This is a genomic window from Gilliamella sp. X-23 (assembly GCF_057063545.1).
This window is the reverse complement of record NZ_JBXSQG010000016.1, coordinates 1-16,912: the sequence shown is the minus strand read 5'-3', so window position 1 is coordinate 16,912 and position 16,912 is coordinate 1. Positions and strand designations below refer to the sequence as shown.

The following is a 16,912-nucleotide window of genomic DNA, read 5'->3' as shown; positions in this document are numbered from 1 at the left end:
ATATACAAAGAGCCTACAAAGTTTATAGTTACTCTATGAGAGAATTTGCGCCAATATCTTTAAATAGGCTATTTTTACATTAAACATGAATACTTTTTCATCAATTACAAACTTTCTTTTTCATCCATCTTATACACAACATCACTCGCCAATTGTCTTGTGTGATTTTGATGGCACAATTAGTGTAAAAGATGTTACCGACACCTTACTAAGCCATTTTGGTCAAGAGGGTTGTGATGAACTCGAAACATTATGGGTTAATGGCAAAATTGGCTCTCAAGAATGTATGAGCAAGCAAATTGCCTTAATGGATGCAAGCTTAGATGAGCTCAATGACGTCTTATCTCAAATTGAAATTGATCCGGATTTTAAATCCTTTATTCAATATACTGAACAAAATAATATCCCTGTCCACGTAGTTAGCGACGGTCTTGATTATGCCATTGAGTTTATTTTAAAACGTCATGGTATTAAACAGTTGCCGATTTTTGCCAATAAATTACTGCATAATAATGCGCGCAGTTGGCGCCTTGAGTTCCCCTATGCAAACAAAGACTGCATCAAAAAAAGCGGTAATTGCAAATGTAATCATGTTAAAAAACAAAAATATTTTCCACAAATACTTTATGTTGGTGACGGTACGTCAGACTATTGCGTGTCGCATAATGTTGATTTTGTCTTTGCTAAAGATAAGTTAGTTAACTATTGCGAAAAAAATAGCATAGCACACACGCAAATCACCAGCTTTGCCGATGTCACAACCGCATTAGAACAAACTCAACAAGCGGTTATTCCTGTGATGATGGTAAAAGAATAAGGAACATTAATGAGTACAATCGAAGATTTATCTTACTTTCTACCAGGTAATAAAAATGGTGTACTGTTAATTCATGGCTTAACCGGTACCCCCAATGAAATGCGAATTTTAGCCAATGGTTTACATAAAGCAGGATTTACGGTTTATGCCATCCAGTTAGCTGGGCATTGTGGTACGGAAGAAGATTTGTGTAAAACAACTTGGCAAGATTGGTATAAAAGCGTGCAAGATGGCGCTGATTATTTAGCACAGCATGTAGATAATATCTTTGTTGCAGGACTATCAATGGGCGCACTACTTGCGCTCAAACTGGCAGTAGACAGACCTGAACAAATTAAAGGGGTTGGTGTGTTAGCACCCACATTTTGTTACGATGGTTGGAGTATGCCATTTTGGGCAAAAAAACTGTTTTTCTTACTTGTTTACTTTAAAAAATTGGGTATTTTCCAAAAACAGGTTTTCATTGAACAACCGCCTTATGGACTTAAAGATGAACGCATTCGTGCGGTGGTCTCTGAAAGTATGTTAAGTGGTGATGCTGCATCAGCAGGCCTTGCAGGAAATCCATTCCCTGCGCTTGCCGAAATGCAGTTATTGGCAAAAGCTATGCGCAAGCAATTGCCCCAAGTGATTTCGCCTTGTTTAATTATGCATTCAGGTAACGATGATATCGCCAATATAGAAACGAATGCCAAATTGGTCGAAAAGCAAGTTTCAGGACCAACAAAGTTAGTGGTATTAAATGATAGCTATCATTTAATTACCATTGATAGCCAGCGCCGCGAAGTGATCAAGGAGTGTGTTTCTTTCTTTGATAATATAGCAGAAGGAATAAAAGCATAATGTCACCATTAGTTATTCTACTTTGGGTTAGTAACATCTGCTTCGATACCTTAGGCCAAGTCGCTTTTAAATTTGCAGCCATCGCCCCCAACAATCGCGATGGTTGGTACTATTGGTTAGATTTAGCAAAAAATAAGTGGATTTGGATTGGTGTTACCTCGTATGTTGCTGAATTTTTATTATGGTTAGCCTTTTTAACGTTAGTACCACTTTCGCAAGGGGTATTACTTGCCTCATTTAATATTATTACTATCATGCTAGTTGGCCGTATTATTTTCAAAGAATTACTGACTAGTTACCGCTTGCTCGGAATGCTATTAATCACCGCCGGTGTTGTTTTTGTAGGAATGTCGTAATATGGCTAGATTTTACTTAATTGGCTTTTCTGTATTGCTCTTTTTTGACACAATTGCGCAATGTAGTTTTAAATTAACAGCGATTGAAGCTCAACCGTTAGAGATGAGCATTGAATGGTTAATTCGCGTATTTACTAACCCTTGGATCTATATCTCAATAGCAGGCTATATTCTGACATTTTTTACTTGGATGACGTTATTAAAAAAAGCCCCTGTAGGACCCGCTTTTGCCGCATCACACTTCGAAGTTGTGACAGTGATGGTTGTTTCAATTTGGTTATTTCACGAACCGATTACCTTATTCAAGTTAATTGGTACAATATTAATTGTTTCAGGCATTCTCTTTTTGGCATTAGCAGAAAGCAAATTATCGAAACAAAATCCGCACAACCATTAACCCTAAGTTCCAATCATAATGGAAAGCTAGGCCTTAAGCCTACTTTCCTGAAACTTTTAAAAACTTATACTGTTAATGTTTTTAATAGCGTCAAATTAAGTTGATGCTGTTCTTGCTGCCAATTAAGAAGGTTATTTGGCGATATGCTCGGTTGTTTATCAAGAGAACTAAGCAAACGTTTAAACCAATTAGATGGCTGCCATATTGATAGTTCACCGGTAATATCACTGCCGATAATTCTAGGTTTAATTGACGATATAGTATCAAGCAGATGATACGTTTGTAGCTTGCCTTGATCCCAGTTGGTGTGAATCACCTCTTCGCTTAATACGTCTTTATCAATCGATAAATAGACCGGTTGTGCGCTATGATATTGTTCGGATAAGAAGTTAGCAATAAGGTCATCTGGTGTGGCAAAATGCCTAAAAGCATGTCCTAAACCAATTTTTTTTGCCCATGCGACATTGACATCTAAGCTCCAGTAAGTCAATTTTTTATGAAATAGCGGTTTCCATCTATTTTCCCAAAAATGGGCTATACCAATATCATGGGAGGTAATGCCAAGCACATGTACATGACTCACAAAAGGCAAACTTGCCACATAACTAACCCATGATCCACAATGCACACCAAATAGATAGCGCATATTGTCTGGATGATTATCAAAAATCACAACTTGGATCGGATTATCTGCGGAATATTGCTTTGCTAAACGTTCAATAAGTAGTAATGAAATATGATGAAAATCACCACTGCCCATTAATACCGTGCCATAGCTTTCCGGCAAAGATTGCTGTAATACCTGTTTAAATTGGCTAAATTGTTTCTTAGTGCAACTAAAACGAATTGTATCTTGCCACTGCGTAACATCAACCGTTTGAGCATGACAAATATCACCCACGCTTCCATCAAAGTTGAGAATAATAGGACAGCTCATGCTACTTTCTCCTTATCACTTTCAAAGTGACCAATCAATCTGCGTAATACAGCTCTTAGTAATGGATTGCGAATATAAACAAGATGCTTAGTAAAAGTAAATTTTGCACCGAGTGATGCTTTTACCTCAGGATCGGTCCAACCCGCAATATAATGACTAAATCCTTGCTGCAAAGCATATTCAAGATTTACAAACCAGCTTACAAAATAGAGATTGAGCTCTCTTGCCTGTGGATAAACCATACCAATATACTTATCAACTAGCATATTGTTCACAACAAAACAAATATTGTACCCCACCAACTTATCATCATGGTGATAAGTCACAATATGCGCATTTTGGGTTTTGCTTTGTAATAGCTGACTAAAAAAGGGCTTAGTCAATAAGTCAAAATGGATTTCACTTTGCTGATAAACATTAAGATATAATTGATAATACTCATCTAAAACCGCTTGGTCATAAAAACACTCATCACCACTATGCAACATATTAATCACTAATTTTTCTCGTGATTTTAGTTTTCGCCTAAAATTTTTACGTCGGCTATAAGAAAATCGTGAAAAAACCTCATCTATATTGGCAAAATCAATCGGTAGCCAAGCCAATGCTTGCCCTTCAACTTCAATAAAACCTTGTTCTTTTAGTGACGAAATAAGATGCATTGAATAATCATTTTCTTTTTCGCTCAGTAAAGGCGATGCGATAGGTATATCTTTAACAATCAAAAAAGGATATTGCTTAGCATAAGCCGTTTTTAGATGTTGTGCTAATTGATTAGCATCCACTTTATCATTTAGTAACGCATATTCCGAAACAGTTGCGCCAACAAAACAAGTATTGGGTTGTAAGTAGCGCTGCCATTTATGATAAAAAGGCAGTTTTTGAATTTTATGTCTGAAATCATCATCTGCAGTAGTAAGAAGATCAAACTTGGCAGAAAAAACAGGCACACCATCTTCACTCAGCCATGCGGAAAATTCTTGTGGAGGATGAGTTAGAAAATTGTCTATTAATTCATTGGGTTCTAACTGATTGATATATTTCATAACGTTAAATATAAGATTGGCTGTAACTCGCGGTCCCGCCAATAGACATTGGCGGGAAAATGAAAACAAAACAATTAAAGCTCTTTTTTAGCTCGTGTAATTAATTGATCCAACAGTTCAATACCCTGATCAATTTCTTGACGAGAGATGTGTAACGATGGCGCAAAGGTAATCACGTTTTTATAGTAACCACCAATATCCAGCACTAAGCCCATTTTGGTACCTTTCCAATCAAGATCACCGGACATACCGATATCAACCATTTTGTCAACAAGTGCTTTATTGGCTGTAAAGCCATCTTCAGTACAGATTTCAGCACGTAGCGCTAAGCCTAAACCATCAACTTCGCCGATCTCTTTGTGTTTCTTCTCAAGTGTTTTTAAACCTTCTAGGAAGTAAGCACCGCTCTCCATGACCATTTTTTCGTAATCGGTTTCAGAAGTCATTTTTAACACTTCAAGACCAACTGCTGTACCAAGTGGATTTGAGGCAAAAGTTGAGTGAGTTGAACCAACTGGGAATACTTGTGGATTAATTAATTCTTCACGTGCCCATAAACCACCTAGCGGATTAAGACCATTAGTTAATGCTTTAGCAAAAACCACAACATCAGGTTTGACATCAAAGTGTTCAATTGACCAAAGTTTACCAGTACGATAAAAGCCCATTTGGATTTCATCAACGACTAATAAAATACCATACTGATCTAAGACTTTTTTAAGACCTTTAAAGTAATTACGAGGAGGAACAATATAACCACCTGTTGCTTGTAAAGGTTCGGCATAAAACGCTGCATATTCCGCTTGTCCCACTTTTGGATCCCAAACACCGTGGTATTCGGTTTCAAATAAACGCGCAAATTCAGCCACCAAATGTTCACCATATTCTTCTGCTGTCATGCCTTTTGGTCGACGGAAAGGATATGGGAATGGAACAAACATAGCACGATCACCAAAATGACCATAGCGACGACGATAACGATAACTTGATGTAATGGATGAAGCGCCTAAAGTACGACCATGGTATCCACCTTGGAAAGCAAACATTAACGATTTACCGCCAGATGCATTACGAACCAATTTTAAAGAGTCTTCAATACATTGTGAACCACCCACATTGAAATGTACTCGTCCTTCATAACCAAAACGCTTTTCCATGCCTTGGGCAATGGTTTTGGCTAATTCAATTTTAGTTGGATGCAAATATTGGCTAGCGCACTGTGGTAAAGTATCAATTTGCTTTTTAAGCACATTATTTAAACGTTCATTAGCATAACCAAAGTTACACGCAGAATACCACATTTGTAAGTCAAGGAAAGCTTTGCCTTCTTTGTCATACATATAACTACCTTCACAACCATCAAAGATTTTTGGTGGTTCAACATAATGCACGGTATCGCCAAAAGAACAATATTTAGCTTCATCCGCTAACAGTGTCGCATCATCAGGACGACTGTTAATCATTTCTAAAGTTGGTTTGCTCATAATTTATCTCACTAATCCATATTCAAATACGATAAAATGTGGCATTATTATTCAAGAAATTTGTTTGTTACAATGTATAATTACTGTATAAATTGTGTGACGATAAACAAAACAAAAAAATACACTAAAAGATAATAAAATTTGCGAACTGATAACAAGCGCTCTCTTATATAGATAAGCACGATATACGGGCATCAAAAAATGAAAAAAATACCTTATGCACTTTCTATTTTATCAATAATAGCATTAGGAACTACCCAGATCGCATTAGCTGAGCCCACCTCCCTTGGGATTGGTATTGGTTGGGAAAATTCACCTTATAAAAGTTACAGTGCTCATTATTCTCCTATTCCCCATATTGATTATGACAATGGGCGATTTTTTATCGATGATTTATCCGCTGGGATTTATGTTTATCATGCTGATGATCAAAATATTTCAATTGGTGCTCGCTACTTATCTAATGAATTTAAACCACACAATTCAGATAATCACCAATTAAAACAACTTGATAGCCGTCACTCAACATTACTAACTGAAATAGAATATTCCCTTGTAACCAACTGGGGTGGATTTTCTAGTAGCGTTGGGGCTGATATGCTAAATAACAGTAATAGTATTTTAGTTAACAGCGATTATACCGTCCCTTATATGCAAGGTAATTTCATTGTTGCACCGACCATCGGGATAAATTGGGCTAATGGTAAACACAATGGTTATTATTATGGTATTTCGCATAAAGAATCATCTCGTTCAGGATTGAGATACTTCAATGCCAATAGCTCATTGACACCTTACGCCGAAATCGCAGCACAATATTCATTCACCGAAAATATGGCTACTTTTGGCGGTGTTCATATCGACAAATTAACTGGTGACGCAGCTGATAGCCCAATGGTTGACAATAGCACTGTCACCTCAATTTATATGGGTGTATCTTATAATTTTTAATTAATAGACATCAATATCAAGTTGTTAGCTATTTTAAGTGAAATAAAATCATTACCACAAAAAATTCAGGAAATAGAAAAGTATGCTTTGGTTTAAAAATGCCATCATTTATCAACTCAATAATGACACGTTACTTAATAAAGATGCGATTGAAAACGCAATAAAATCGCATCTTTTTACCCCCTGCGGTAATTTAGACACAACCAAAATGGGTTGGGTATCGCCTTATCATGATAATAATGACGATGCTTTTATTATTGATATGCAAGGGCATTTATTATTACGAATCAAAAAAGAAACCAAAATATTACCCACCCCTGTTATTAAACAAGCATTATTAGAGAAAATCGATAAACAAGAACACGCACTCAGTAGAAAACTGACTAAAAACGAAAAAGCCACCTTAAAAGACGAAGTCATGATTGATCTCATGCCAAGAGCATTTAGTAAATATAATCACTATTGGTTATGGATTGATACACAAAATAAACGCATTGTTGTTGATTGTAGTAGTTTTAAACAAGCCGAAGATATCTTAGCCATTTTACGCAAAGAGCTTGGATCGCTTGCATTAACACCGTTATCAATTGATAAACCACTTGAACAAATCATGACGACTTGGGTTAAAGAAAACCTGAATTTTCCACCATTTATATTAGGTGATCAAGCCGAACTCAAAGATCCGCTTGAAGGTAATGGAATTATCAACTGCAAAAACCAAGAGATCACCGGTGACGAAATGCGTGTTCATTTTGATTCTGGCAAATGGGTCACAAAAATTAAAATTATTGATGAAAGAGGCGTCAGCTTTATCGTCAATAATGACTTAACATTTAAACGAATTAAATTTGATTCGGTTATTTTAGACGAAAATGAAGATATCGGTTCAGATGAATTTGATAAAAAACTAGAAGCTGATTTCATTATTATGGCTAATTCATTAGCCAATACTATTAATGACTTTTACATAACAATTAACAAAATCATTTGATAAAATTATTTAAATTTTTTTTGCATTATACCATCATTAGTTATGGATTTGCCTATTATCTATGCTATACTAGCAGACAGATTATGGGTAACATAATTATATAAAAATAAGTATTGTTCTTTTTATTTGAAGTGTATTTTAAACAATAAAAGAAACTAAACATCGTCTATAACAATATATAAGTTGAGGCAATAAAATGAAAAAAACTACTCTAGCTCTAGCAATCGCAGTTGCAAGTTTAACAGCTACTGCAGCTAATGCAGCATATGAAGACAACACTTTTTATACAGGTGCTAAATTAGGTTGGTCAGAGCTTTATCGATTAGATGCGAATAAAGTTCGTGTATGGGATAACGTTGGTATCAGCACTTCAAACCGTAGCAATATTGCTGGTGGTGCTTTCCTTGGTTTCCAAGCAAATCCTTATTTAGCTTTTGAATTAGGTTATGACTGGTTAGGATCTGCTAAATATAAAAGATCTTTCCATTATGCAGGCAGAGATTATGATGTAGGTCATAGTAAAGTTTCTGCTCAAGGTGTATCTTTAACTGGTAAATTAAGCTACCCTATCATTGACAACCTAGATATCTATGGTCGTGCAGGTGGAATGGTAACTATCGCTAAATGGAAAAACGGCGGTTTAGTAAAAGATGGCGACAAACTTGACAATGGTACAAAAACTGACCTATCTCCTGTGTATGCGTTAGGTCTTGACTATCGTTTCGACGAAGACTTCTCTACTCGTTTAGAATACCAATATGTTCAACATATTCATACTAAAACTGATGCATCTCCAGATGCTGGACTAGTAAGTTTAGGTATTACTTACCGTTTAGGCGCACCAGCAGCTCCAGCTCCAGTTGAATTAAAAACTGAAGTAAAACGTTATGTATTAAATGAAGATGTTCTATTTGCTTATGCAAAAGCTGACTTAAAAGCTGAAGGTCGTCAAGCATTAGACAACTTATTAACAAGCCTTGTTAAAATCAACCCAACAGAAAGTGCTGTTGTTGTAATTGGCCATACTGACCGTATCGGTTCAGATAGTTACAACCAAAAATTATCAGAACAACGCGCTAATTCTGTAATGAAATACTTAATTTCTAAAGGTGTTCCTGCTAACTTAATCAGTGCTCATGGTGTAGGTAAAACTCAACCAGTAACTGGTACTAAATGTAATGCACTTCGTGGCGCTGACTTAAAAGCATGTTTAGCACCAGATCGTCGTGTTGAAATTGAAGTTAAAGCACGTAACGTTCAAGAAGTTCAAGTAACTAATTCAACAAATTAATTTTTGTTTTTTTAAGTTATTCATTAAGACCCGGTTAAAAGCCGGGTTTTTTTATCTCTCTTTTTTGTTAACAACTAAATATATATCACCTTAGAACTACAAATTATCCACAAAAGGGATTATAATGCCTTACGGTATTGTTAGTAAGAAAAATTGAAGGAGTTGCCGTGCCTACCGCGATTTGGCAAGATTGCCTTTCTCAATTACAAGAAGAAATTCCTACAACGGAATTCAATTTATGGATTCGCCCGTTGCAAGCGGAAATGGTCGATAACAAACTTTATATTTATGCACCAAATAGATTTGTGTTAGATTGGGTAAGGAATAAATATTTAACCACTATATCCCAATTACTAAATAAGCTTTTTAATGACGATTCTTTAAAATTATTTCTTGAAGTTGGCTCGACTGTATCGACAGATAAAAAAGCCCAAAGTAGCCAGCGCAAAATGGATGTTTTACCGGCTTGGCAAACAACAAAAGAAACAAATCACAATCATATTTACCGTTCAGGTATTAATCATAAACATACTTTCAACAGTTTTGTCGAAGGTAAATCAAACCAACTAGGTGTTGCTGCGGCAAAACAAGTGGCTGAAAACCCCGGAAAAGCTTATAACCCATTATTTTTATACGGTTCTACTGGTTTAGGTAAAACGCATTTATTACATGCGGTTGGCAATCAAATAATGGAAGAAAAGCCTAATGCCAAAGTTGTCTACATGCATTCGGAACGCTTTGTGCAAGATATGGTAAAAGCACTACAAAATAATGCTATTGAAGAGTTTAAAAATTACTATCGTTCAGTTGATGCGTTGTTGATTGATGACATTCAATTTTTTGCCAATAAAGAGCGATCCCAAGAGGAGTTTTTTCACACGTTTAATTCGTTATTAGAAGGCAATCAACAAATTATTTTAACCTCGGATCGTTACCCTAAAGAAATTGATGGTGTTGAAGACCGCTTAAAATCACGTTTTGGTTGGGGATTAACCATTGCAATTGAGCCCCCTGAGCTCGAAACACGAGTTGCCATTTTGATGAAAAAAGCCGAAGAAAATCATATTAAATTACCCGAAGAAGTCGCTTTTTTTATTGCTAAAAGGCTACGTTCCAATGTTCGAGAGTTAGAGGGTGCACTTAATCGCGTCATCGCTAATGCTAATTTTACAGGGAAAGCGATTACCATTGATTTTGTTAAAGATGCCTTAAAAGATTTACTGGCTTTACAAGAAAAACTGGTTACCATTGAAAATATACAAAAAACGGTTGCCGAATACTATAAAATTAAAGTATCAGATTTACTTTCTAAACGTCGTTCCCGTTCGGTTGCAAGACCACGACAAGTCGCAATGGCGCTTGCCAAGGAACTCACTAACAAAAGCCTGCCTGAAATCGGCGATGGCTTTGGTGGAAGAGATCACACAACCGTATTACATGCATGTAGAAAAATTGCAGAATTAAAAGAAGAAAGCAATGCAATTAAAGAAGATTATTCCAATTTAATTCGAACATTATCAACTTAAAAAAGAATCAATACTATGAAATTTATTATAGATCGTGAAAAACTGATAAAACCCTTGCACCTTGTCAGCGCTCCACTGAGTAATCGCCCGACGCTACCAATTTTGGGAAATCTATTATTACAAGTCAATGACAACAGGCTATCAATGACGGGAACGGATCTTGAAATAGAGATGATATCCTATCTACAATTAACCGAACCAAGTGAGCCGGGTGCAACTACTGTACCAGCAAGAAAGTTTCTTGATATCTGTCGAAACTTACCTAATGATGCCCAAATATCGATAAGCGTTGACGATAACCGATTGATGATTCAATCCGGTCGTAGTAAATTTTCTTTAGCAACGCTACCTGCTAATGATTTTCCTAATTTGGAAAATTGGCAAAGCGATGTCGACCTTTCTGTTCCACAAAAAACCATAAAACGACTGATTGATGCAGTACAATTTTCAATGGCAAACCAAGATGTCAGATATTATTTAAATGGCATGTTATTTGAAATTGAAGATGGCCTATTAAAAACAGTCGCGACTGATGGACATCGACTAGCACTATGCGCACAACCAATAGAACAAGATACACAAACTACTCACTCCGTTATTTTACCAAGAAAAGGAGTGCTTGAGCTCGCAAAACTGGTTAGCGATAACGACGAACTAATCACGATGCAAATTGGTAATAACAACTTACGTGTTAACCTTGGTGATTTCACTTTCACATCAAAACTCATTGATGGTCGATTTCCTGACTATAAACGCGTATTACCACGCAATCCAGATAAACCACTTGAAGTCTCCTGCGAAGAACTCAGAAATGCCCTATCAAGGGTTGCCATCTTGTCTAATGAAAAGTTCCGCGGTATCCGACTTCATGTCCATAACAACCAAATAAAAATTACTGCAAACAATCCTGAACAAGAAGAAGCTGAAGAAGTTGTTGACGTAAAATATGAATCAGCAGAGCTTGAAATTGGCTTCAATGTCACCTATTTACTCGACATATTAAATACATTGAAATGTGATAGCGTACAGCTATTACTTACTGACGCCGTATCAAGTGTACAAATTGAAGATATCAACAATCAATCTGCCACTTATGTTGTTATGCCAATGCGCTTATAATCAACTCTTACTTAATTTTCCGGCTTCGGCCGGAATAATTGATAGCATATGACTCTTTCAACCATCAACATACATCATTTCCGTAATATTGATTACGCAAAGCTCACCTTATCGCCGCATTTCAACTTCATTGTTGGCGATAATGGCAGTGGCAAAACAAGCCTACTCGAAGCCATTTATATGCTTGGGCATGGCCGCGCATTTAGGCACACCCAATCCAATCGCATCATTCAGCACGAACAACCCGAACTGGTATTATTTAGCGAAATAAAAAACACCAACCAACAAACACATTCAATTGGTCTTTCTAAATCACGCAATAGTGAAAATAAAATCAAAATAGACGGAGACGAAGGCTTTCGACTCACTGATCTAGCCAAACTACTCCCTATCCAACTCATTACCCCAGAAGGGTTTGACTTATTAACGGGGGGACCTAAATATCGACGTTCATTTATCGACTGGGGGTGCTTTCACCATTACCCAGAATTTGTCCATTTATGGAACAGTTTAAAACGCCTATTTAAACAACGCAATGCACTGCTAAAGCAAGCTAAAAATTATAATCAATTATTACCTTGGGACAAAGAGATCGCACCCATTGCTGAAAAAATTAGTCAAATAAGAGCTGATTACTCGCAAAAAATTTTTCCTGAAATTATGCAAACGTGTCATGACTTTTTGCCCGAATATCAACTAAATTGCCAGTATTTCCAAGGTTGGGATCACGATACAGATTATGCTCAAATACTCCAAAAACAGTATGAACGCGATAAACTACTCAACTACACATCGACCGGCCCACATAAAGCGGATATTCGCTTACGCATCGACAATATCCCCGTTGAAGATCTATTATCTCGTGGGCAACTAAAGTTATTAATGTGTGCTTTACGCCTATCGCAGGGTGAATATTATTCAAAGCAAAATACCCAAGCCTGTGTTTACTTGATTGATGATTTTGCATCTGAATTAGACAACAACAAAAGAACATTATTAGCCAAACGGCTAAAGCTTGCTAATTCACAAGTATTTATTACGGCCGTCAATCAATCGCAAATTACCCATATGATCGATGAAAATGATAAGATTTTTTACATAAAATCTGGTATAATCTCGTAAATATACAGAATGATATAAACAATCAAATAAGTCGAGAAATCCATGTCTAATTCTTATGATTCTTCTAGCATTAAAGTCCTTAAAGGACTTGATGCTGTCCGTAAACGTCCAGGTATGTATATTGGTGATACTGATGATGGCACAGGACTTCACCATATGGTTTTTGAAGTGGTCGATAATGCCATTGATGAAGCATTAGCCGGTTATTGTCACCATATTGAAGTAACCATCCATCCCGATAACTCAGTTTCTGTACGTGACGATGGTCGGGGTATTCCAACAGGTATACATGAAGAAGAAGGCATCTCTGCTGCTGAAGTTATTATGACTGTATTACATGCTGGCGGGAAATTTGATGATAATTCTTACAAAGTATCTGGTGGCTTACACGGTGTTGGTGTTTCAGTGGTAAATGCTTTATCGGATAAATTAGAATTAGTGATTTATCGTGACGGAAAAATACACCAACAAATTTACAACTTAGGGGTACCACAAGCACCACTTAACGTGATTGGCGAAACCACAGAATCAGGCACATACGTCCGCTTCTGGCCAAGTCCTGAAACATTTACCAACATCGAATTTGTCTACGAAATACTCGCCAAACGACTTCGTGAACTCTCGTTCCTAAACTCAGGTGTATCGATAAAATTACTTGATGAACGTACAGGCAAAAATGAACATTATCATTACGAAGGCGGAATCCAAGCTTTTGTTGAATATCTCAATAAAAACAAAAACCCGATTCACCCAAAAATATTTTACTTCAGCACAGAAAAAGACGATATTGGCGTCGAAGTGGCACTGCAGTGGAACGATGGCTACCAAGAAAATATCTATTGTTTTACTAACAACATCCCCCAACGAGACGGCGGTACACACTTAGCCGGTTTCCGTGGTGCAATGACGCGCACATTAAACAATTATATGGAAGCTGAAGGATACAGCAAAAAAGCGAAAATTAGTGCCACTGGTGATGATGCGCGTGAAGGTCTCATCGCGGTTGTATCAGTTAAAGTCCCTGATCCTAAATTCTCATCACAAACTAAAGACAAATTAGTCTCATCAGAAGTTAAATCGGCGGTTGAATCCGTCATGGGCGAAAAGTTAGCAGAATACTTACTTGAAAACCCATCCGATGCCAAAATTGTCGTCGGCAAAATCATTGACGCAGCAAGAGCACGAGAAGCAGCACGCAAAGCACGCGAAATGACACGACGTAAAGGCGCATTAGACCTTGGTGGCTTACCGGGTAAACTCGCTGACTGCCAAGAAAAAGACCCGGCGCTATCTGAACTTTACTTAGTGGAAGGGGACTCGGCAGGTGGCTCGGCAAAACAAGGGCGCAATCGCAAAAACCAAGCAATTTTACCGCTAAAAGGTAAGATATTAAACGTCGAAAAAGCCCGTTTTGATAAAATGCTTTCATCGCAAGAAGTGGGAACGTTAATTACTGCATTAGGTTGTGGTATTGGCCGTGATGAATATAATCCAGATAAAATGCGTTACCATAGCATTATTATCATGACCGATGCTGATGTCGATGGTTCACACATCCGCACCTTATTATTAACGTTCTTTTATCGTCAAATGCCAGAAATCATCGAACGCGGCTATGTTTATATAGCACAACCACCTTTATACAAAGTCAAAAAAGGCAAACAGGAACAATACATCAAAGACGATGATGCCATGACGCAATTCCAAATCGCCTTAGCGCTTGAAGATGCCTCGTTACACGTTAATGATCATGCTCCAGCACTTGCTGGCGAAGCATTAGAACGGCTGATTGCGGAATATCAAAAAGTCGAAAAGCTCATCACTAAAATGGAACGACGCTATCCAAAAGCACTACTGTCAGAATTGGTATACCACGATGTACTAAACGAAACTATCTTACAAAGCCAGCAACAAGCTGAAAACTGGGCAAAAATACTTGTCGAAAAACTGACAAGCAAAGAACAACATGGTAGCAGTTACCGCTATGCAACTGACTACAATGAAAAAACCCAATTGCACCTGCCGGTAATTAAGGTCAAAACACATGGTGTTGACACGAATTACACGTTGGATCAGGCGTTCATTCATAGCAATGAATACCGCAACATCTGTCATCTTGGTGCACAATTAAAAGATCTATTGGAAGACAGCGCATTCATCCAACGTGGTGAGCGCAAACAACCCGTTGAATCTTTTGACGAAGCTGTTGATTGGTTAATTAAAGAATCACGTCGTGGATTAACTATTCAACGTTATAAAGGACTAGGAGAAATGAACCCAGAACAATTGTGGGAAACAACAATGGACCCAACTAGTCGTCGCATGTTGCAAGTCACCATAAAAGATGCCATTGAAGCGGATCAATTATTTACTACATTAATGGGTGATGAAGTTGAACCCCGCCGACTATTTATTGAAGAAAATGCCCTTAAAGCGGCAAATTTAGATTTTTAAAAGTTGTCGTGATAAAAAGAGTAAAAAGACCAGACGTAATGTCTGGTTTTTTATTAAATGAAGGATGGGTGAGTTTGTTTTTGTAAGGCAGTTTTTGTTAAAAAAACAGCCAGAAAAACTTTAATAAAATCAATATCTTTCCTGACCGATTTTTGAGCGGAAAATCAAGCCTTTTTGGGTTGGTGAATAGGATGGATTGGGTGTGGTGGTTTCGGACGTTTTGGCCTTTGGTGAACAAAATAGCCATAGTGACCACGTCCGAGTTAGGGAATTAAAGCGAATTCCCTAACAACCCACGCTTTGGCTGCAGAATGTGGCCTTCGGCTACCCTCCGCCGCCACTCGGTCTTAACGCACCGTTTGTGGACGCGCTCCAAGCGCACCACAAACTCGCCAAACATCCCTGTTTGGCGTGCTAACCTCGCTCTGTTGTCGGCACATTCTGACGCCGGAATAAAACAAACAGCATAACCATCTTTTTTGGAAGATATTATGTTTTTATAATTATATGATTTATTTAAATTAAACGCCTACACGGCGTTAAGGATTGAAATCTCATCTGGGCAACAAAAGTTTTTTTTCTAAACCGCCTACACGGCGTTAAGGATATGGTGCAGATTTTATTAGCAAAAATGCAGTTTCTAAACCGCCTACACGGCGTTAAGGATGGGCGCGGTTTTTTTGAGCGAGCAGTTAATTTTCTAAACCGCCTACACGGCGTTAAGGCGTGGTAAAACTCAGGTTAGCTCTGAGATAAATTTCTAAACCGCCTACACGGCGTTAAGGTAGAACTCAAGATTTGATAAATCTTGCTATATAAAGATAAACAACAATTTCATCTTTGAAAACCCTTTTTTTGAGCTGTTTTTTAATGTTTTGATTTTATTTAATTTTAAATTGTCGTAAAAAAAAGGGTTTGGAGCGGTTAAATTGTTGTTATTAGAGCGCTATTCGTGTTTTTGTTGATTTGTTGTATGTCAGCACTTTGCTTAGGTTGTGTAAGTGATTGATTTAGCTTGAAAACAGAAAAATAAAAACTTTAATAAAATCAATACCTTTCCTGACCGCTTTTTGGATGTAATTGCATTGTTTTTTAACAAAAAAGCAGTTCACATACCCCCCCCAAGGCTATGTTGTCTGTCTTATTCCGGCGTCAGAATGTGCCGACAACAGAGCGAGGTTAGCACGCCAAACAAGGATGTTTGGCGAGTTTGTGCTGCGTCTGACAAATTTGTCTGGAACAAATTTGAACATCTGAGCAAAGCGAAGATGACCTCGAAGAGGCGAGTATCAGGATGATACGAGTAATCCCACAAACGGTGCGTTAAGACCGAGCGGCGGCGGACAAATTTGTCTGGAACAAATTTGAACATCTGAGCACAGCGAAGATGGCCTCGAAGAGGCGAGTATCAGGATGATACGAGTAGCGTAGCCGTAGGCCACATTCTGCAACCAAAGCGTGGGTTGTCAGGGAATTCGCTTTAATTCCCTGACTCGGACGTGATCACTGTAACCATTTTATTCGCCAAAGGTCAAAACGTCCGAAACCTTGCCATACTATAAATAGACCACAAATTTA

At 37.5% G+C, this 16,912-nt stretch carries 14 protein-coding genes; 11 read left to right on the top strand and 3 right to left on the bottom strand.

The window, feature by feature from the left end:
* The first annotated feature begins 85 nt into the window (after positions 1 to 85).
* The 4 genes from ACYH9I_RS09920 to ACYH9I_RS09905 are packed head-to-tail and all read left to right on the top strand — an operon-like array spanning position 86 to position 2,413.
* Positions 86 to 817 (top strand): MtnX-like HAD-IB family phosphatase, encoded by a 732-nt coding sequence (locus tag ACYH9I_RS09920; protein ID WP_483560575.1) that lies wholly within the window; start codon positions 86 to 88, stop codon positions 815 to 817.
* Between the two features lie 9 nt (positions 818 to 826).
* On the top strand, positions 827 to 1,660 hold the full coding sequence (locus ACYH9I_RS09915; RefSeq protein WP_483560574.1) for an alpha/beta hydrolase: 834 nt from the start codon (positions 827 to 829) through the stop codon (positions 1,658 to 1,660).
* A complete protein-coding gene (locus ACYH9I_RS09910) occupies positions 1,660 to 2,016 on the top strand; it encodes an EamA family transporter (RefSeq protein ID WP_483560573.1) in 357 nt (118 codons plus the stop codon). Before ACYH9I_RS09915 ends, ACYH9I_RS09910 begins: the two co-directional genes overlap by 1 nt.
* A 1-nt stretch (position 2,017) precedes the next feature.
* A complete protein-coding gene (locus ACYH9I_RS09905; protein ID WP_483560572.1) occupies positions 2,018 to 2,413 on the top strand; it encodes a DMT family transporter in 396 nt (131 codons plus the stop codon).
* Between the two features lie 64 nt (positions 2,414 to 2,477).
* Here the strand turns inward: ACYH9I_RS09905 and ACYH9I_RS09900 are convergent, their stop codons facing one another.
* From ACYH9I_RS09900 to ACYH9I_RS09890, 3 genes are all read right to left on the bottom strand, one after another.
* On the bottom strand, positions 2,478 to 3,350 hold the full coding sequence (locus ACYH9I_RS09900) for an arginase family protein (RefSeq protein WP_483560571.1): 873 nt from the start codon (positions 3,348 to 3,350) through the stop codon (positions 2,478 to 2,480).
* A complete protein-coding gene (locus ACYH9I_RS09895) occupies positions 3,347 to 4,396 on the bottom strand; it encodes a GNAT family N-acetyltransferase (RefSeq protein ID WP_483560570.1) in 1,050 nt (349 codons plus the stop codon). Before ACYH9I_RS09895 ends, ACYH9I_RS09900 begins: the two co-directional genes overlap by 4 nt.
* Positions 4,397 to 4,470: 74 nt before the next feature.
* A complete protein-coding gene (locus ACYH9I_RS09890; RefSeq protein ID WP_141669987.1) occupies positions 4,471 to 5,880 on the bottom strand; it encodes an aspartate aminotransferase family protein in 1,410 nt (469 codons plus the stop codon).
* Between the two features lie 201 nt (positions 5,881 to 6,081).
* On the opposite strand from ACYH9I_RS09890, the gene ACYH9I_RS09885 reads away from it, so the two are divergent.
* The 7 genes from ACYH9I_RS09885 to gyrB all read left to right on the top strand — a co-directional run bounded on the left by ACYH9I_RS09885 (position 6,082) and on the right by gyrB (position 15,334).
* A complete protein-coding gene (locus tag ACYH9I_RS09885) occupies positions 6,082 to 6,831 on the top strand; it encodes a MipA/OmpV family protein (RefSeq protein WP_483560569.1) in 750 nt (249 codons plus the stop codon).
* Between the two features lie 82 nt (positions 6,832 to 6,913).
* Positions 6,914 to 7,822: a recombination-associated protein RdgC gene (locus ACYH9I_RS09880; protein WP_483560568.1), complete on the top strand. Its 909-nt coding sequence runs from the start codon at positions 6,914 to 6,916 to the stop codon at positions 7,820 to 7,822.
* A gap of 196 nt (positions 7,823 to 8,018) precedes the next feature.
* Entirely contained in the window at positions 8,019 to 9,113 is a 1,095-nt protein-coding gene (gene ompA / locus ACYH9I_RS09875; RefSeq protein WP_483560567.1) for a porin OmpA, read from the top strand.
* A gap of 167 nt (positions 9,114 to 9,280) precedes the next feature.
* Positions 9,281 to 10,639, top strand: coding sequence for a chromosomal replication initiator protein DnaA (gene dnaA / locus ACYH9I_RS09870; RefSeq protein ID WP_483560566.1), 1,359 nt, complete (start codon positions 9,281 to 9,283; stop codon positions 10,637 to 10,639).
* Positions 10,640 to 10,654: 15 nt separating this feature from the next.
* A complete protein-coding gene (gene dnaN, locus ACYH9I_RS09865) occupies positions 10,655 to 11,758 on the top strand; it encodes a DNA polymerase III subunit beta (RefSeq protein WP_483560565.1) in 1,104 nt (367 codons plus the stop codon).
* Positions 11,759 to 11,806: 48 nt separating this feature from the next.
* Positions 11,807 to 12,880 carry a DNA replication/repair protein RecF gene (gene recF, locus ACYH9I_RS09860; protein ID WP_483560564.1) on the top strand — a complete coding sequence of 358 codons (1,074 nt, stop codon included), beginning with the start codon at positions 11,807 to 11,809 and terminating at the stop codon, positions 12,878 to 12,880.
* Between the two features lie 42 nt (positions 12,881 to 12,922).
* Positions 12,923 to 15,334, top strand: a complete 2,412-nt coding sequence (gene gyrB / locus ACYH9I_RS09855) for a DNA topoisomerase (ATP-hydrolyzing) subunit B (RefSeq protein ID WP_483560563.1) — start codon at positions 12,923 to 12,925, stop codon at positions 15,332 to 15,334.
* Positions 15,335 to 16,912 lie beyond the last annotated feature (1,578 nt).